The sequence below is a fragment of the Geobacter sp. FeAm09 genome (assembly GCF_008330225.1).
In the GTDB taxonomy this organism is placed as follows: Bacteria; Desulfobacterota; Desulfuromonadia; order Geobacterales; family Pseudopelobacteraceae; genus Oryzomonas.
In genome coordinates this window covers 1,389,314-1,405,603 of sequence record NZ_CP042466.1, presented here as the reverse complement: position 1 = coordinate 1,405,603, position 16,290 = coordinate 1,389,314, and the positions used below count along the sequence as shown (strand labels likewise).

The following is a 16,290-nucleotide window of genomic DNA, read 5'->3' as shown; positions in this document are numbered from 1 at the left end:
CCCGGTACGCTACTCCGCCGGCTTTTCTTCGGCATCCGCCACAACCGCGGCATCGGCGGCCCCGGCTTCGACAGTTTCGGTAACTTCAGCGCCTTCGACAACCTCGGCGCCTTCGGCCGCTTCATCGGCCTCCGGCTCCCCTTCCAACTTGGTGCCGTCGAAGGAGGCGAACTGGGCCAACTCGGCCTCGGCGGCCTTGGATTCGCTCTTGATGTCGATGCGGCAGCCGGTCAGGCGGGCCGCAAGACTGACGTTCTGGCCCCGTTTGCCGATGGCCAGGGAGAGCTGGTCGTCGGCCACGACGATTTCCAGCACCCGGTTGTCCTCATCCACGAACACCTTGGAAACCTGGGCCGGGGACAGGGCGTTGCAGGCAAAGCGGGCAATATCCTCGGACCAGGGGATGATGTCGATCTTTTCGCCCCGCAGTTCCGATACCACGTTCTGGACGCGGGCGCCCCGCATGCCGACGCAGGCGCCGACCGGGTCCACATCCGAATCGTTGGAGGATACGGCGATCTTGGCGCGGCTGCCCGGATCGCGCACCACGGCGTTGATCTCCACGATGCCTTCGGCGATCTCGGGCACCTCGAGCTCGAACAGCTTGGCCAGCATGCTGGGATGGGTGCGGGAGAGGATGATCTGCGGCCCCTTGGTGGTCATGCGGATCTCGGTGATGATGGCGCGGATGCGGTCGCCCGGACGGTAGACCTCCCGCGGCATCTGCTCCTTGGCCGGAAGAGCCGCCTCGGCACGCCCCAGGTCAACCAGCAGTTCGCCCTTCTCGAAGCGCCGCACCATGCCGGTGATGATCTCCCACTGGCGGTCGCTGTACTCGTTGAAGATGGTCTCCCGCTCCGCCTCGCGCACCTTCTGGATGATGACCTGCTTGGCGGTCTGGGCGGCGATGCGCGTAAACCCGGTGGCGTCGAGCCGCTCCCCCAGGGAGTCGCCGACCTCCACATCGGGATCGATCTCGCGGGCTTCTTCGAGGTCGATCTCCTTGTAGGAGTCCTGCACCTCCTCCACCACGGTTACAAACTCAAACAGCTCCACCTCGCCCGAGTCAGGATTGTAATGGGCCTCAAGGTCCCGCGTATTGCGGTACTTCTTGTTGGCGGCGGTCAACACCGCCTGCTCCATGGCCTCCATGACCACCTGCCGGTCGATACCCTTTTCCTTGACGATCTGTTCGATGGCATGTTTGAGATTGATGTTCGTATCCACGATTGCTTCTCCTTACCGGTGTATATGAAAAAAATGGATCAAAATTCGAATTCCAGATTGGCCTTGGCCACCTTCTCCAGCGGAATCGAGGCGGACTGCCCCTCGGTGAGCCTGATGACCACGTTGCCGTCCACCAACCCCTCCAGCCGACCCGTAAAGGTCTTGCGCTTGTTGCCGGCATCGTCCGGCAGCGCTTCGAAGGTGCGCACCTTCACCAGCCGGCCGGTAAAGCGCTCGTAGTCGGCCGGCTTCTTGAGGGGCCGGTCCAGGCCGGGGGAAGAGACCTCCAGGGAGTAGTGGCCGGGGATGATGTCTTCCACGTCCAGGACCGCCGACAACTCCCGGCTGACGTCGGCGCAGTCGTCCAGGCCGATGCCGCCATCCTTGTCGATAAAAAGCCGCAGCACGCTATCGCGCCCTACCTTGACGAACTCCACATCGACCAGTTCCATGCCGAGGGACTCCAGAATGGGCAGGGCAATTTCGGTTACTTGCCCGCAAACATCGCCTTTGACAGTACTCATATAAAATCTCGCAAAAAAAAAGTGAGCCTTGCGAGCTCACTTTCTAGTGAACAACTTTTTTGTTTTTGTACCACAGCAAGCCATGGAGAAGCAAGTCTTTTTTTGAGGATTTACCGGGCCGGAGCGCTATTTCGTCTGGACCTTGTGGCACCCGTGGCACTCCGTAGGGCCCCGCCCCCGCTCCCGATGGCAACCCTTGCAGAAATAATGGGCTATGCGGGCGTCGAAGCGGGCCAGGGTATCCTTGCCCATGGGACCGTTCTTGCGATGGCAGGGGGCACACGATTCCCCCTTGAGTTCGTCCACATGCATATCGTGATCGAAGACCACATCCCCCCGGGACGCGGGATAGGTGATCTTCTTGCCGATGCGGCCCTGGGCCTGGGGTTTGGAGCGCGCCTCCTCGGCGGGGGCGCGTGCCGCCCAGAGCAGGCAGACGACGAGCGCAAACGAAAGCAACCGACATTTCACCATACCGACACGACCTCTGGTCCATTTCACGGTGTTTTTTATGCAACAGGCACTCGCCGCATCACGGGAGTGCCTGTCAATGATAGGTGGAGCCATCTGCCGGAATCGAACCGGCGACCTATTGATTACGAATCAATTGCTCTACCGACTGAGCTAAGATGGCAACTAATTGGCGCAACAAAGCGTTATTTGATGCGGGTTTGAGAGGTGTTTTTCGCTACAGGCAGTCCAGCAACGCTTCAGCGGTGGGTAAATTACCTTAAAACAAGGGCGGCTGTCAATCCCTACTTGCGGGATAATCATTCGAGCCGGCGAAATGCCGAGGCCTTGATGGCCGCGAAGAGCCTGCTGCCCCTGCAACCAGGTTTATGGAAGCTTATAATTTCATGACTATCGGGTTGAAAGCCTTTGAGGCGACCAGCACTTCATCGCCAACTTTCATTTCCCGGATATCGTTTTCGCTGAGCACCACCTCCACCAACTCGTTCCCCGCCCCGATTATGGCCAGATACACGGCATCCACCTGCCGGATACTGAGAATCGTACTGACGAAAGAGAATTTGTTGGAAGTGATCTGCCCCAGAAAGACCTCAAGGGCGTTGCCGTGCCGGACGATCCTGCCCTGCTCGATGACCGCGACGGTATCGGAGAGTTTAAACACCTCCTGTTTGTCGTGAGAAACAAGAATGGTGGTCAAACCAAGCTGCTTGTGGATGCAAAGAATCTCGTCCTGGAGATGGGACCGGGTCGCACCGTCGAGGGCGGAAAGCGGTTCGTCCAAGAGCAGGATTTCCGGTTCCCGCACGATGGCTCGTGCCAAAGCGACCCGCTGCTGCTGTCCGCCGGAAAGGGCGGAGGGATACCGGCCCTGTAGTTCGACCAAACCGGTCAAGGCAAGTATTTCATCGATTCTCGCGTTGTCTCGCCGCGCTTGGGCATACCCCAGATTCTCGCGTACGGTCATGGTAGGGAACAGCGAATAATCCTGGAAGACCAGCCCGACACTTCGCTTCTGGGGCGACAGATTGATCCCGGCCGCGCTGTCGAACCAAACACGCCCGTTGACCTCGATGTGCCCCGACACAGGCGTATCCAAGCCTGCCAGCATTCGCAGCAGCGTCGTCTTGCCGCTGCCCGATTTCCCATACAGAGTCATCAGGCTGCCGGGCTCCACAACCACTTCCACATCCAACTCGAACGGCCCCTCCGCGCCCACCAGTTTCTTCGTAGCCGACAGACTGATCATCGCACATCCAATCTTTTGTTGACAGTGTAAACCGTGAGCAGGATGGCGAACGAGAAGACAAACAGGATCGCCGCATAAATATGCGCCGAATGGTAGTTTAACGATTCGACCAGATCATAGATGGCGATGGAGGCAACCTTCGTCTGCCCATCGATGCTACCGCCGATCATAAGCACGACCCCAAATTCGCCCACCGTATGAGCGAAAGCCAGCACCCCTCCGGTGAGCAGGGAACTCTTCATGGCCGGCAGGATAACGCGAAAGAGGGTTTCAAAATGCGACTTGCCCAAGGTATAGCTTGCTTCGCTCAAATTGCGCGGGACGCTGGAAAATCCGGCCTGGAGCGGGTGCACCATGAACGGCAGACTGAAAATCACCGAGCCGATCACCAGGCCGTCGAAACTGAAGGCCAACTGGTGGCCGAACATTCGTTCCCATGGGCCGCCAAGGAATCCCGTTTTGCTGAAGGCCAGCAGAAAGTAGAAGCCGAGCACCGATGGCGGCAGCACCAGCGGCAGGGCCAGAACCGCTTCCAGAACCGGCTTGCACCTGATGGTCGTCCGGGCCAGAAACCAGGCTGTCGGCAGGCCAAGGAGGTACAGGATGACGGTAGTGAGGGCGGCAAGTTTCAGAGTCAGGATGAAAGGTGCAACATCAATCGACATGGCGCGCCTCCAAGGCGATCTGACTGGCCTTGATCATAACATCCACCTCGGTCCCGGGTTCCACCCCCATGTGTTCCAGCGCCCGAGTCGTGAAGAGGCTGTCTATCCGGCCCGCCGCGCACACAAGGGTGATCTGCGAGAGGATCATGCCGCGCTTGATGGCGGTCACCCGCGCATCGAACACATTACTGAAACTGGTGCCCCCCCCAGGCGGTTGGCCACGTCCACCTCGCTCTCCTTGAAGAGCAGCCAGACCGCGCTCCCTTCGCACAACTCCGGTTTCATGTCAAAAAGAAGCAGGGCAAACGGGATGTCACCCGCCCGTGTCTCCACGAAACAGAGGGAGTCGTTGCGGGTGACAGCCGTTATGGTTGCTGCAATCTTATTCATTGGGCAGTACGAATCCGTATCTCTTAAAGATGGTCCGCGCCTCGGAGGACGCCGTAAATTTCTCGAATTTTGCCGCCGTGGCATTCTTGGCAGCCGGCTTCAGCAGCACGTAGCCCTGAATGATTTCCTTGTGGGCCGTGGCGGGAAGCAGAAAATAATTCCCTTCTTTGGACATGGTCTGGGACAGGGCCAGGGAGTAAGCCACGAATCCGATATCGGCCGCGCCGCTCTGGATGAACTGAGCGGTCTGCTGAATATTCTCGCCGAGCACCACTTTGCTCTTAACCTTGTCATATACTTTGTAGTGTTCCATAACCTCCTGGGCGATCCTGCCGTAGGGTGCATGCAGAGGATTGGCTATGGCGATCTTTTTGACCTTCGGGTCAAACAAGGCATTGATTCCTTTGTTCACATCGATGCCGCTCCTTTTCGTCGCCCATAGTACAATGCGGCCAATGGCATAAGGCTTGGGTTCGGAGATGGCCGCACCGGATTTCTTCAATTTTTGCGGATAGCCTATGTCGGCTGAAAAGAAGATATCGTACGGCGCGCCGTTTTCAATCTGCGAAAGAGCCTTACCGGACGAGCCGAATACGACATTAACCTTGTCGCCCGGATTCCTGGCCTCAAATGCCGCGATAATGTCCTTCATGGCATACTGCAAGTCGGCGGCGGCAGTGATGCTGACCTCGCCGGCAAGGGCGGATGTCGCAAGGGAGACAGCTGTCAAAACAATAACAAGGAGCATGGTTGTAAACTTTTTCATTATTCGTTTCCTTTCTGTAGTTGGTGTTTACATCAAGCCGGTTGAATTGTAACGCCGATGTCCGCGGGTTTGCCGAAGTAGACCGACGACAGGACGATGATGTCCACGCCGCTTGCGGCGTACTGGGCCACGTTTCCCTCGTTGATGCCCCCTGCCGCGGAGATTTTCACCGCCGGGTCCACCGAGCGGATGTCGGCGACCAGTTGGCGCAACGCCGCGGGTGGCAGTTTATCCACCTGGATCACATCGACCCCGGCCCGGGCGATGCGGAGCGCCTCGTCGGCGTCATCCGCTTCGACGATGATCCTGTTTTCCGGCGCCCGGGCCCGCAGGCCGGCCACATTCTTCAGGAACGCGTCCAGCCCCCCCAGAAAGGCGGTGTGCTGCTTGAACACCAGCACGGTTTCCGACAGCCCCAGGCGATGGGGTAGAGCCCCGCCGGCACAGACGGCCTTGATGGCGACCTTTTTGGTGCCGGGAAAGGACTTGCGGGTGGTGACCACGGCAATGCCCGGCATGGACGCCCTGGCCGCCTCGACGATCCGGGCGGTCCGCGAGGCGATGCCCGAGGCGTACTCCAGCAGGTTCAGGGCGACCTTCCACCCCGCGTGCAGGGCCTGTGCCGGTCCCGTGGCGGTAAGAAAGACGGCGCCGGGGACGCAGCACATGCCGCTCGGTTCAAGGGCCAAGACGCGGCAACCGCACTTCTCCAGCACCCGGGCCGCCTCTTCGGTACAGCAGAGGGTGGTTTCCTCGCGGGTGGCAAACGTTATGACGCCCGGCTGATTGCCGATGCCGAGCAGATGGGTGGTCAGATCGCCGTAGGGAAGATCCTCGTCGATGAAGCGTTCGATCTCCCCGTCGGGCAGGCAGGCAAGCATGGCGCCCTCCCCGTATTGTTCGCTATATGGCTGTAAACATAACGTAATTCACGAAAAAGGGGCACTTCAGCTGCTGCCCCTCATGGGTTATGCCCCCTGCGCGCCCGGAGTATCCGGGAAGTGTTTCTCAGCTCACGCCAAGAATGACGCTGGATGCCTTGAAGATGACGCAGGCGTGGCCGCCGACCACCAGCCCCAGGTTTCTGCTGCTCTCATGGGTGATGACGGCGCTGACGGTATTTCCGCCCCCCACCTCCACATCCACCTCGGCGCTGACCGGTCCCTCGATGATCTTGGTCACCGTACCGCACATCAGGTTCCGGGCGCTGAGCTTGGCGTCGTGCAGGTCGGTTCCGACGATGACCGAACTGGACTTGATGATGGCATAGGCATCTTTCCCCACCTGCAGATCCAGGTTGTCCATGGCGCCGTTGGTGACGATGGCCGCGATGGTCGCCCCTCCCTTGAGGGTCAGCTCCACCTCGGTATTGACCGCGCCGATGACGATCCGGGCCACGGTTCCGGCAAATACGTTGCGGGCGCTGACTTTCATGGCAATCCTCCTCAGCAGTTGATACAGATTGTTGGCATCGCCCAGTTTGCCGGCAATGTTGTCGAGGAATTTGCGGTGTTCCTCCTGGATGATCTGGAATTCCTGCAGGACCTTCTTCCCCTCGGCGGTGAGGGTGGTCCCCCCGCCCCCCTTGCCGCCGGTCAACCGGTCAACCAGCGGCTTGTCGGCCAGATTGTTGATCATGTTGACCAGGTCCCAGGCGGTCTTGTAACTGACCCCCACCGCCTTCGCGGCTTTGGTGATCGAGCCCAGTTCGCCGATCTGCTCCAGCAGGCTGATCCGGTCGCCCCCCAGGAACTTCCGGTCTTCCTTGTTGAGCCAGACGGCCCCGGAGAGTCCCAGTTTACTGTCGTTGCGAGAAGTTTTCATAAATCCACCACACCTCGTGTGCGCACCGGAACCGCAGCGGTGGCAGGCTCGGAATTGTGTACCGTTCTGTCCCGCATTATACAAGGATCGCTTCTCATGTAAAGCGCATTCCTACGCGAGCCGGCCAATGTCACGCCGTGCTCCCCGCCCAGCGCCGGGGAAAATGGGCGCTTTACCGGGTACCTGCACCGCACCGTCGCCGCACCATCAACGGCACTATTGCGGAATGCGCCGCCCGGACGAGGAATATGGGAGGTAATATTACACGATACGTGCCAAAAGGCCACAACACTTCAAATATCTGTAATAACTATATGTTTTACAAAAGGCCTTCCGACCGTTATAGAGGATCTTTCATAATTGATAGGCACTATCACACGATAGTGCCTACAATCCGGACAACCGCCGGTGCGGCGCCCACGCCGCCACACCCCTTATCATGTTGATGTTTCAGCACGTTACCGCGACCAGGCCCGGCTATTCTCATTACGACAATCATTCTATCAATTTGAAAATATGAGGATAATTTAACCATTCATGCGGCGGAGCGGCACGCCCTCCTGCATGAATGGGGCGGCCCGGCGCCCGGATAACGGAGCAGGCCTACCCTTCACCGGCGGCGTCCATGATCTGGGCCTTGCGTATCCAGGGGGCCGGCGTCCCGCGCAGCACGTCTTTCAGCCTGTCGATGACCTCCTCCACCGAGGAGGTGGCACCGCTCTTCATGGGGTGGATATTGTTGGCCACCAGCTTGGCCGCCGCCGGCCCGCTGATTTCCCGGGCACACACGATGGAGCAGCCGCTGAGCGCCGTGACGCGGGCGGCGATCCGGTCGTCTTCACCTCCCGCGTCTTCGGCGATCCGCACCGTGGTGACGTAGTAAGCCTCGTCCGGTCCCACGTCCCAGACGGTGAAGCTGGTGGACTTGCGAAAATTCTCGTCTATTGCGACACCGTTCGACGTCGTGAAAGCAACTTTCATGGAGCCTCCTTTCCCCGGCCGTTTGTGGACGCATCAGGCTGCCATGGCCTCGCTTTTGCCCACGTTTTCCTCGTCATCCGCCTCCATGACGCCGAACTCCATCAGGAGATCCTCGAACTCGTCCATGTCCAGAGGGCGCGGAATGACCAGCATCTTGTTGTCGATGATCTTCTGGGCCAGGGTTTTGTACTCGGCCGCCTGGGGATGGTCCGGGGAGTATTCGATGACCGTCATGCGCCGCAGTTCCGCCCGCTGCACCTGATTGTCCCGGGGCACGAAGTGGATCATCTGGGTACCCATTCTGGCGGCCAGGGCCTCGATCAGGTCGGCCTCCCGGTCGGTCTTGCGGGAGTTGCAGATCAGGCCGGCCAGGCGCACCCTGCCGGTGGTGGCATATTTGAGGATACCCTTGGCGATGTTGTTGGCGGCGAACATGGCCATCATCTCGCCGGAGCAGACGATGTAGATCTCCTCGGCCTTGTTCTCCCGGATCGGCATGGCAAACCCGCCACAGACAACGTCGCCGAGGACGTCGTAAAAAACGAAATCCAGGTCGTCGGTGTAGGCGCCTTCCGCCTCCAGGAAGTTGATGGCGGTGATGACCCCCCGGCCGGCGCATCCCACGCCCGGCTCCGGTCCGCCCGACTCCACGCACCTGATGTCCATGAACCCGACCTTCATGACCTCATCCAGGTCCAGGTCCTCAACGGTTCCCTTATCCCGCACCAGGTCCATGACCGTGTCCTGCGCCTTGGCGTGAAGGATCAGGCGGGTGGAATCCGCCTTGGGGTCGCACCCCACGATCATGACCTTTTTGCCGAGGGTGGCCAAGCCGGCCACCGTGTTCTGGGTTGTGGTCGATTTACCGATGCCGCCTTTGCCGTAGATGGCTACCTGTCTCATGTTGCTCTCCTTGTGCCCGCGCAGCCGCGCCGGGGCGTATGAATTTTGTCTACAGACGAAACAGGCGCCCCATTCATGCATGGCAACGCCGTTACTTAAATAACGGCAGCGCACTACCGCGTGCACCGCACGGACCCCTTTGTCGCCTTCCGTACCGTGACTACGTTGCGGTGGAGTTCATGTACCCACATCCCAACGCTCCCGATCGTTATATATGTAATTACACAACATATGCCAAAACAGCACCAATAATATTTCTTATGCATATCAGACAGATACACGGAAACAACACTCCAAAGAGGCGTGACAGGGGTATGAACTGCTGGCTAAAACCTGCACAGGTGCCGGATTATGCGGCACCCTTCCCGGCAGGGCCGCGGGCCGATTTCGTATTCAGGGCGCGTCTCGGCCGGCATGTTGCATGCCTCTGTGCCGTTGCAACAGAAAAACTTCCTGCAAGAGGTAGACATGGTACGCGCACAACAGGGCAGCACGGTAGCGGTCCACTACATCGGGACCCTCGACAACGGCCGCATCTTCCACAGCACGCCGGACGAAGAACCGCTTGTCTTCACCATCGGCCAGGATCAGGTCTTTCCGGCCCTGGAACGGGCCGTGATCGGCATGGCCGTGGGAGAGACGGCCAACATCCTGATCCCGGCCGCCGAGGCCTACGGACCGCGGTTGCCGGAGAACATCATCCGGGTGGACCGGGCACATTTTCCCGCTGAAAAAGAGATCAGGGTTGGTCAAAAACTCAGCATCGGCTTTTCAGGCGGCAGGGAACGGGTCATGCTGATCGCCGGAATCACCGACACCGAAGTGACCCTGGACGGCAACCATCCCCTGGCCGGACTGGACCTGACGTTTGCCCTTAAGCTGGATGGCATCGAAGAGTGATGAAACCCCAAACGACGGTTAGGCCGCAGAGTCTCTGCGGCTCTGTGGCAAATGTCCAAAATGAATGATTTGAAAGGAAGGATTCATGGCAACCGCAACAAAACCTGACCGCTACGTATCGTTTATCGGCATCAACGGGGACGAGAATTCCCGGGTGCTCATGACCATGCTGCGGCGGCACATCGACGACCCGGAAAAGACCAATCCCTTCTGGGAGATGTTCAAGGGAAAACTGGACAGCGTGGGGGTGCCGGACAAGACCAGCGGCCGCTGCCTCGACGAGCTGTTCCTGATCCATTCCTACATCAATAACATCAGGGAACTCTTCGAGACCTACGACGACCAGGAAGCCCTGGAGCTGTTGGAGCAGATCGAGGAGGAAAGCTGCTGAAACGCCAAGGCCGCATTCGGGAAAGAATGCGGCCTTGAAGTATTTTGAAGCCCCCCCTTTGACGGGGGCAACGGGTTGCATCAGCCGTTACGACGTACCATGGGCCGCGCGGTGGGCAGCGGTGAACAGGGCAAGGGTGCGGTGCCGAAGCTCCTCGGGGTCGTTGTCCCGCAGGTACTGCCAGCCGAACCAGTTGATGGGGGCGTTGACCGACCCCACGGCGGGGGCCTGGGGATGCAGGGCGGGGAAAAAGGCGCCGCTGCAAATGTGGGCAACCCCTGCCCCGTCGAAGAAGTCGGTCACATCGGCCAACCGCTCCCGGCTCCGCTCCTTGGCCAGCATGAAGAGCGGCGCCGCCAGGGCCCCTTCCCGTGGCCAGACGATCTCCATATCGTCCTGGCTCTTGGCGGTCCTGGCGAAGAACAGCGGTACAATGGCCAGGGCCGGCGTCTCGGGCCTGCCGCTTCCCAGGTGTTTCGCAAATTGGGAGGGGTGCATGCCGTACCGGACCGTGCGCCCCAGGCTCTTGAGGCCGTCGTCGCCGTACAGGGCATGCAGTGCCACCAGCACGCTTTCGTTGAACCACTCCCCATGGGCGCACATGGCCGCCGTGCCGGCATACAGGGGGTTGAGCAGTTCCGCCCAACTCCGGGGAACCGGCAGGGAGCCGATGCGGGACTTGTCCACGGCAAACACGAACAGGTTGACGGCGATCACCCGGTAAAAACCGTCGGGGTCGTCGAGACCGAGCCCTGCCAAGCGCGGATTGACGGCGCGGTCAGGCCAGCGGCGGAAGGCGCCGGTGTCGATGAAGCGACGGCGGAAAGCGTGGGAGAGCAGGCTGTTGATGCCGGAGGAGACGATCACGTCCGGCAGCACGGCCAGGTCCGTCACCTCGCCGGCCACATCGTTGAAGCGGAGCTGGTTGCAGCCGTCCAGGGAACTCACCAGGGGCCGCCCTGCCTGGTGCCGGCCATCCAGAAGCGTGCGCAGGGCTCCCTCCAGGGGCACTTTCAGCGGGCAGGGAAAGCTGGCGAACAGGTCCAGCCCGCCATAATCCCCCTCCTGAACCTGCTCCGGCTCGCCGCAGGAGAACCCGGTACCGGACCGTTCCCGCGCCACCTGTTCCAGAAACAGGTCGCTGTTGAGGCCGCGGACCTGGAGCGCGCTCTTGAGCGGGATCAACCCGGCCACCTCGCTCTCCAGCAACTCCCCGAACCCCTGGTTTACAAACAGATCCCGCGTCTCGGGATAGTGGGCAATGATCGAGGGAATCGACTCGTCCAGCAGATTGTCTTCCATGGTGCCAACTCCTTTCACCTGCATGTGTTCTGCTTCCACAGCCTTGGTCACTCCTCGGGCCGGGCAAGTTCGTGCACGCCGATGTGCCGCAGGTAGCGGAGGCGGCGCGGGCCTGTCCGGCCATCGTTGCCCGAGATGAAGCCGATCTCCCCTTCCTTTTCGTCCAGCGGCAGGCCGTTTCTCTCAAAGACCACCACGGCCCGCTCTCCCACCGGGCTGTTGAAGATCTCGTGCCAGGAAAAGAGCGCCCAGTGCCCGTCGCTGGACGCCAGGGTGACGTAGGTCCAGTTGGGGGAATGATGTTCCCGCAGGATGATGTCGGCCCGGTCCAGGACCGCGCTGAGCAGCACCCCCCGGTAGCTGTCGATCACCCCCTTTTTCCTGCCGGTGCCGCAGATCATGGTGAGCCCGGCAACCTCGGCCCCCTCCATCTTCCTCAGGTCATCCACCGTCAGGACCAACGGCTGGTTGACCCTGCCCGACACCGTCACCTGGCGGGTCACGTACTCGGCGCCATAGATTTTCTCTTTCGTATTCGGCATCATGTCTTTCATTGTCATCCCTCCCCATGCTGTTCCGGCGCTCGCGCATCCCGTGCGATCCGCCATGGGATACGAGTTTCATGCCGCTTTGGGCCGTTGTTGCTGTTGCCACGTTTTTTGGAACGTTATCCAGAAGCCGCTCTCATCCCGCGTCGCCCTGAAATCACTGATCCCGGCGGCGCGCACGCTCCCGACGTACCGGCCGTCTTCCCGATACTGGTTGTATTTGGGCTGCCAGTCGGGCGTCCGCTCCCGCATGCGGCTCACGATCCGGTCCCGCACCTCGCGGGAGCCGAATCCGCCCCCCACGTAGGCATGCCCACCCGGCGCCAGGACCCGGTCGATCTCCCCGAAGGCCCGCACCAGGTCGTTCCAGAAAAAGAGCGAGCTGCGGCTGACCACGAGATCGACGCAGCCGTCCTGCAGGGGGATGCTATGTACGTCCCCCTTGACGGCCCAGGCGCGGTCGGCCAGCCCCCGGTCCGTGATGTTCGCCTCGGCGATGCGCTGCATCTCCCCGGACTCGTCCAGGAGGCATACCTGCAGGTCGCTCTTTTCCACCAGGGCCAGCCCCAGGTAGCCGCCCCCGCTTCCCAGGTCGAGGCAGAGCCCCCTGGTGACCCGGGTCCGTTCAATGATCTGCCCGGCCAGCAGCGGATAGGCGGGGGCAAAGATGGTGCGGGCGATGTCGTCGAATTTACGGGCATTGATCTCCATACGGTTCCCCTTTCCTGCAATCATTATGTATAAAATTATATAACGATTTGCCCGGCAACCATTGACGGCACAACCAACAAGGGGCCGCCGCCTTATCTGGCGACGTTACCGCGGCCCCGTTGCACGAACCCATTACACAACACATGCCAACAGTCTCAACAAAATTTATCAATGTGATATTGAACGGTTACACAGCAACGCACTCTATCGTTATATCCAATAAAATATAACGACAGGCAAAAATATGGGCAGGTGCCGCATAATCCGGCACGGGCGGTCTCTCGTCGGGCAGGGAAAAACCCCGGGGCACACCGCCGCCGGGGTTGGAAGTCGGAGCGTTCGGAGCACGGTTGGCTGGTGCGGGCCATACAGCCCGGCGTGCGGGCATCAGACGCGATCGATCAGTTCTCCGTTGCGCAGGGCGTTGCGCACGGCGGTCAGGCGGGCGTCCATCTCCTCGAAGGCGGCCATGTTGGCCCGCTCGGCAGGCGTGGTGGCGATGACCGCACGCACGCCGCCGTTCTTGAATACCAAACGCCGGTCCCCCATGAGGGCCAGAATCGGGTCGTGGGTGGCCATGAGCACGATCTTCCGTTCGTCAACCAGGGTCCGCACCGCGCGTTTCCGGTCGATACCGGCGTTTTCGATCTCGTCGATGAGCACGATGGGCGAGGTGCTGAGGCAGGAGGTATCGGCGATCATCAGTGCCCGCGACTGGCCGCCGGACAGTGCCGTGACCGGGGTCTGGGGCGAGAACTGTTCCCCGGCCAGTTCATTGGCCTTTGCGATGATGGTGCGGGTGATCCCGGCCACGTCGTTCACCATGCGGCTCTCGGCATGCATGGCGATGAATTCCTCCACGCTCAGGTCCATGACGAAATTCATGTTCTGGGAGAGCTGGGCCACCAACTTGTGCTCCAGGGAGAAACGGCGGGCCGGGTCGGGCACGGCGCCGTTGATCAGCACCCGGCGCCTGGTGGGCGTATCCCCTTGGGCCATCCATTCGATATCGGCCAGGAAACGGCTCTTGCCGGAGCCGGTGGGGCCGACGATGGAGACCACCTCCCCCGGCGCCACGGTCAGCACGAACCCTTCGGCAGTGCCGCTCTTGTCCACGCCCCCCTGGATGGTGATGGAGTCGATGGCCGGGCCGGTACGTTTTTCCTGGAGCGAGGCCAACAGGGCCATGAAGGCGGCGAACCGCTCCCCCAACTCCCGGCGTTCCATCCCCAGGTCCTCAAGCACCTCGGGCGGGATGCGGCTGAAATAGGCTGCCACCGACTCTGCGGCCGGGGGCGGCGCCAGTCCCAGGGAGGTGAAGAAATCCCCGGCATAGGGGTATCTGCGCAAAAGTTCGCCGCTCGGCAGGGTGCTGTAGGATGTGGTGTCGTGACTGATTGTCATATTGTTCCGGCGGCTAATTGTAGGGGCGCACTGCCGTGCGCCCCTACGCCATGATTTGCATATTTGATCGCCTGCACAATTATATCCCCTTTAGGAAAAATCCATCTTCCTGACGTTGCCCATCTGGTAATCGCTGCCGATGCGGCGCTGGCCGAGACAGTAGGAGCAGAGCGCCGCGGGCATGGTAAAGCGCAGCAGCCTGCCGGTGAGGGAAGCCGTCTCCTCCGCGGCGGACAGCAGCCGCCCCAGCTCGTACCCCCCCTGGCCGGTGAGGCCGTTGACGTTGATGATGACCGCGCCCGGATTGACTTGGCGCACCCGGTAGGCGAACACCTCCCGCTCGGCCTGGGAGACGATGTCCCCCTTGGTGACCACCACGATGTCCGCCATTTTGAGCATCGGCCCGATCTTGCGCGGCGTCTCCACCCCGCTCAGGTTATCGATCACGCAGACCGCGCACACGTCCTTGATGTGGGGCGCACAGCGGTTGCACAGGCCGGCGCTCTCGGAGATCAGCAGGTCGAAACCGCTCTGCTCGCCCCATTGCAGACATTCCTGGATATTGCTGACAAAGAAGTGGTCCGGGCAGAGGCTGCCGGACAGGCCGGTCTTCGCCGCGATGCCGCGGCGCTCGTACAGCCCCTGGTCGCCGGTGGAGAGGCAGTCGAACTTGACGACCCCCACCGTGATCCCCTCCCCTTGCAGCGCCTCGGCAGCCTTGATGATGACAGAGGTCTTGCCCGACGAGGGGGGGCCGGCCACGGTGACGAGCCTCATGCCCCGCCCCCGGTGAAGCCATGGAGAAAGGTGGCGTTGATCTCCGCCAGCATGGCCTTGATGTCGTGGTTTTTCACGTACTCCCAGCCGACCCACTTGAATGCGGCATCATCCGGCAGGCGATTGTCCACGTCGGGATGGACCGCCGGGAACGAGGCCTCGGCGCAGATTGCGGCCACCTGCGGTCCGGCCAGGAAATCGATCAGCGGTTGCAGCGCCTCCCGTTTTTCGCTCTTGACCAGCATGGTCACCGGGCTGACCAGGGCTCCGTCCTGCGGCCAGATAATGCTGACCCCCTTTTTCTCCTTCAGGTGCCGGGCGAAGAAGTAGGGCATGGTGCTTATGGCCGGCGCATCCGGGTTGCCGGTGCCGGCGGCCTTGACCATGCGGGAGGGGTGCCAGCCGTAGCGAACATTTTCCCCCAAGCGGAACACCCCGTCCAGGCCGAACTCCTTGTGGATCGTCAACAGCAGGGTCTCGCAGAAGGAGCCGTCGTGGTTGCCGCGGATGGCGATGCTCTTGTGGTACACCGCATCCAGCAGGTCCCGCCAGGCTGCGGGAACCGGCCGGTCGCCCAGGCGGTCATGATCGACCACCATCACCAGCAGGTTCGTGGCCAGCATGGTGTACTGCCCCTGGGGGTCGAGCACCCCCAGCCGCGCCAGGTGGCGATCGCCGGCAAAGGTGGAAACGCTGGTGAACAGGCCCGGCTTGATGAAGCGCTCCACGAACGGCCGGTGGAAAAAACTGTTGAAGCCCGGGGTGACGATGATGTCCGGCATATCGTCGATGGATTCGAAATGCTCCACCAGGGCGTAATAATCCATATCGTGGTTGGCGTTCCCTTCCAGACAGTAGGTGAAGGAAGCCCGTTCCTCCCGGGGGAGGGTCTCCAGGTATGCCTCGAAGGCCTCCTCCACGGGGACTTTAAGCGGACAGGGGAGCAGGGCGAACAGATTGAGGGGGGTGCCCGTCGTTGTCGGAACCGCCTGCCTGCGCGCCGTGCGGGCGGTCTCGGCGATGGTCTCGTCCAGACGACGGCAGAAAAGCGCGGCGTTGAGATCCCGGGCCTTGAGCAGGGTGCGCAGGGTCACCACCGTGCCGAAGGAAGCGCGGAGCCTCTCGTCCGCCACCATCCCCAGGCCGGCATCGGCGAATACCGGCAGGGTCTCCGGGTGGCCCGTGAGGATATGGCTGAGGGTCGCGTCGAGCAATCCGGGGCGGGCTGCTGTGGTCATTGTGAGTTCCTCGCGCAGATGT

20 protein-coding genes and 1 tRNA gene are annotated in these 16,290 nt (G+C 61.1%); 2 read left to right on the top strand and 19 right to left on the bottom strand.

From position 1 onward, the window contains the following. Positions 1-9 precede the first annotated feature (9 nt). The 13 genes from nusA to nifH form a co-directional block, all read right to left on the bottom strand. The gene (gene nusA, locus FO488_RS06570) at positions 10-1,227 is read right to left on the bottom strand and encodes a transcription termination factor NusA (protein ID WP_149209820.1); all 1,218 of its coding nucleotides are present in this window, start codon (positions 1,225-1,227) and stop codon (positions 10-12) included. A gap of 38 nt (positions 1,228-1,265) precedes the next feature. Beyond that, on the bottom strand, positions 1,266-1,751 hold the full coding sequence (rimP, locus tag FO488_RS06565; protein WP_149209819.1) for a ribosome maturation factor RimP: 486 nt from the start codon (positions 1,749-1,751) through the stop codon (positions 1,266-1,268). A 126-nt stretch (positions 1,752-1,877) separates the two neighbouring features. Next, positions 1,878-2,252, bottom strand: a complete 375-nt coding sequence (locus tag FO488_RS06560) for a cytochrome c3 family protein (protein WP_205743375.1) — start codon at positions 2,250-2,252, stop codon at positions 1,878-1,880. 57 nt (positions 2,253-2,309) lie between these two features. Further along, positions 2,310-2,385 (bottom strand) — tRNA-Thr (locus FO488_RS06555). Between the two features lie 213 nt (positions 2,386-2,598). Then, complete coding sequence (locus FO488_RS06550; RefSeq protein WP_149209817.1) at positions 2,599-3,468, bottom strand: ABC transporter ATP-binding protein; 870 nt, start codon at positions 3,466-3,468, stop codon at positions 2,599-2,601. Continuing rightward, positions 3,465-4,133: a molybdate ABC transporter permease subunit gene (gene modB, locus FO488_RS06545; RefSeq protein ID WP_149209816.1), complete on the bottom strand. Its 669-nt coding sequence runs from the start codon at positions 4,131-4,133 to the stop codon at positions 3,465-3,467. The genes FO488_RS06550 and modB overlap by 4 nt, the downstream gene beginning before the upstream one ends. Further along, complete coding sequence (locus tag FO488_RS19375; RefSeq protein WP_240732203.1) at positions 4,123-4,281, bottom strand: TOBE domain-containing protein; 159 nt, start codon at positions 4,279-4,281, stop codon at positions 4,123-4,125. Before FO488_RS19375 ends, modB begins: the two co-directional genes overlap by 11 nt. Before the next feature lie 17 nt (positions 4,282-4,298). Further along, positions 4,299-4,523 (bottom strand): hypothetical protein, encoded by a 225-nt coding sequence (locus tag FO488_RS19370; RefSeq protein WP_168205928.1) that lies wholly within the window; start codon positions 4,521-4,523, stop codon positions 4,299-4,301. Continuing rightward, entirely contained in the window at positions 4,516-5,289 is a 774-nt protein-coding gene (gene modA / locus FO488_RS06535) for a molybdate ABC transporter substrate-binding protein (RefSeq protein WP_149209814.1), read from the bottom strand. The genes FO488_RS19370 and modA overlap by 8 nt, the downstream gene beginning before the upstream one ends. A 32-nt stretch (positions 5,290-5,321) precedes the next feature. Then, entirely contained in the window at positions 5,322-6,170 is an 849-nt protein-coding gene (modD, locus tag FO488_RS06530) for a ModD protein (protein ID WP_149209813.1), read from the bottom strand. A 127-nt stretch (positions 6,171-6,297) separates the two neighbouring features. Then, entirely contained in the window at positions 6,298-7,113 is an 816-nt protein-coding gene (locus FO488_RS06525; RefSeq protein WP_149209812.1) for a TOBE domain-containing protein, read from the bottom strand. A 603-nt stretch (positions 7,114-7,716) separates the two neighbouring features. Further along, positions 7,717-8,094 carry a NifB/NifX family molybdenum-iron cluster-binding protein gene (locus FO488_RS06520; protein WP_149209811.1) on the bottom strand — a complete coding sequence of 126 codons (378 nt, stop codon included), beginning with the start codon at positions 8,092-8,094 and terminating at the stop codon, positions 7,717-7,719. Positions 8,095-8,127: 33 nt separating this feature from the next. Beyond that, positions 8,128-8,997: a nitrogenase iron protein gene (nifH, locus tag FO488_RS06515; protein WP_149209810.1), complete on the bottom strand. Its 870-nt coding sequence runs from the start codon at positions 8,995-8,997 to the stop codon at positions 8,128-8,130. Between the two features lie 468 nt (positions 8,998-9,465). On the opposite strand from nifH, the gene FO488_RS06510 reads away from it, so the two are divergent. Next, positions 9,466-9,897, top strand: a complete 432-nt coding sequence (locus FO488_RS06510; protein WP_149209809.1) for a peptidylprolyl isomerase — start codon at positions 9,466-9,468, stop codon at positions 9,895-9,897. An 85-nt stretch (positions 9,898-9,982) separates the two neighbouring features. Further along, complete coding sequence (gene cowN, locus FO488_RS06505; RefSeq protein WP_149209808.1) at positions 9,983-10,288, top strand: N(2)-fixation sustaining protein CowN; 306 nt, start codon at positions 9,983-9,985, stop codon at positions 10,286-10,288. 87 nt (positions 10,289-10,375) lie between these two features. Here the strand turns inward: cowN and FO488_RS06500 are convergent, their stop codons facing one another. The 6 genes from FO488_RS06500 to FO488_RS06475 all read right to left on the bottom strand — a co-directional run bounded on the left by FO488_RS06500 (position 10,376) and on the right by FO488_RS06475 (position 16,268). Next, positions 10,376-11,590: an ABC transporter substrate-binding protein gene (locus FO488_RS06500; protein ID WP_168205927.1), complete on the bottom strand. Its 1,215-nt coding sequence runs from the start codon at positions 11,588-11,590 to the stop codon at positions 10,376-10,378. 47 nt (positions 11,591-11,637) lie between these two features. Next, positions 11,638-12,144, bottom strand: a complete 507-nt coding sequence (locus tag FO488_RS06495) for a molybdopterin-dependent oxidoreductase (protein WP_168205926.1) — start codon at positions 12,142-12,144, stop codon at positions 11,638-11,640. Between the two features lie 66 nt (positions 12,145-12,210). Then, positions 12,211-12,849: a class I SAM-dependent methyltransferase gene (locus tag FO488_RS06490; RefSeq protein WP_149209805.1), complete on the bottom strand. Its 639-nt coding sequence runs from the start codon at positions 12,847-12,849 to the stop codon at positions 12,211-12,213. A gap of 387 nt (positions 12,850-13,236) precedes the next feature. Further along, positions 13,237-14,253, bottom strand: a complete 1,017-nt coding sequence (locus FO488_RS06485; protein ID WP_149209804.1) for an ATP-binding cassette domain-containing protein — start codon at positions 14,251-14,253, stop codon at positions 13,237-13,239. A 90-nt stretch (positions 14,254-14,343) separates the two neighbouring features. Continuing rightward, positions 14,344-15,030, bottom strand: a complete 687-nt coding sequence (locus FO488_RS06480) for a GTP-binding protein (protein WP_149209803.1) — start codon at positions 15,028-15,030, stop codon at positions 14,344-14,346. Next, on the bottom strand, positions 15,027-16,268 hold the full coding sequence (locus tag FO488_RS06475; protein ID WP_149209802.1) for an ABC transporter substrate-binding protein: 1,242 nt from the start codon (positions 16,266-16,268) through the stop codon (positions 15,027-15,029). Before FO488_RS06475 ends, FO488_RS06480 begins: the two co-directional genes overlap by 4 nt. Positions 16,269-16,290: the final 22 nt, after the last annotated feature.

Excerpts from the sequence above, each read along its gene's own strand:
- rimP (WP_149209819.1), bottom strand. The coding sequence starts at position 1,751 with ATGAGTACTGTCAAAGGCGATGTTTGCGGGCAAGTAACCGAAATTGCC.
- FO488_RS06550 (WP_149209817.1), bottom strand. The coding sequence starts at position 3,468 with ATGATCAGTCTGTCGGCTACGAAGAAACTGGTGGGCGCGGAGGGGCCG.
- modB (WP_149209816.1), bottom strand. The coding sequence starts at position 4,133 with ATGTCGATTGATGTTGCACCTTTCATCCTGACTCTGAAACTTGCCGCC.
- FO488_RS19375 (WP_240732203.1), bottom strand. The coding sequence starts at position 4,281 with ATGATCCTCTCGCAGATCACCCTTGTGTGCGCGGCGGGCCGGATAGAC.
- FO488_RS19370 (WP_168205928.1), bottom strand. The coding sequence starts at position 4,523 with ATGAATAAGATTGCAGCAACCATAACGGCTGTCACCCGCAACGACTCC.
- modA (WP_149209814.1), bottom strand. The coding sequence starts at position 5,289 with ATGAAAAAGTTTACAACCATGCTCCTTGTTATTGTTTTGACAGCTGTC.
- modD (WP_149209813.1), bottom strand. The coding sequence starts at position 6,170 with ATGCTTGCCTGCCTGCCCGACGGGGAGATCGAACGCTTCATCGACGAG.
- FO488_RS06525 (WP_149209812.1), bottom strand. The coding sequence starts at position 7,113 with ATGAAAACTTCTCGCAACGACAGTAAACTGGGACTCTCCGGGGCCGTC.
- FO488_RS06520 (WP_149209811.1), bottom strand. The coding sequence starts at position 8,094 with ATGAAAGTTGCTTTCACGACGTCGAACGGTGTCGCAATAGACGAGAAT.
- nifH (WP_149209810.1), bottom strand. The coding sequence starts at position 8,997 with ATGAGACAGGTAGCCATCTACGGCAAAGGCGGCATCGGTAAATCGACC.
- FO488_RS06510 (WP_149209809.1), top strand. The coding sequence starts at position 9,466 with ATGGTACGCGCACAACAGGGCAGCACGGTAGCGGTCCACTACATCGGG.
- cowN (WP_149209808.1), top strand. The coding sequence starts at position 9,983 with ATGGCAACCGCAACAAAACCTGACCGCTACGTATCGTTTATCGGCATC.
- FO488_RS06500 (WP_168205927.1), bottom strand. The coding sequence starts at position 11,590 with ATGGAAGACAATCTGCTGGACGAGTCGATTCCCTCGATCATTGCCCAC.
- FO488_RS06495 (WP_168205926.1), bottom strand. The coding sequence starts at position 12,144 with ATGAAAGACATGATGCCGAATACGAAAGAGAAAATCTATGGCGCCGAG.
- FO488_RS06490 (WP_149209805.1), bottom strand. The coding sequence starts at position 12,849 with ATGGAGATCAATGCCCGTAAATTCGACGACATCGCCCGCACCATCTTT.
- FO488_RS06485 (WP_149209804.1), bottom strand. The coding sequence starts at position 14,253 with ATGACAATCAGTCACGACACCACATCCTACAGCACCCTGCCGAGCGGC.
- FO488_RS06480 (WP_149209803.1), bottom strand. The coding sequence starts at position 15,030 with ATGAGGCTCGTCACCGTGGCCGGCCCCCCCTCGTCGGGCAAGACCTCT.
- FO488_RS06475 (WP_149209802.1), bottom strand. The coding sequence starts at position 16,268 with ATGACCACAGCAGCCCGCCCCGGATTGCTCGACGCGACCCTCAGCCAT.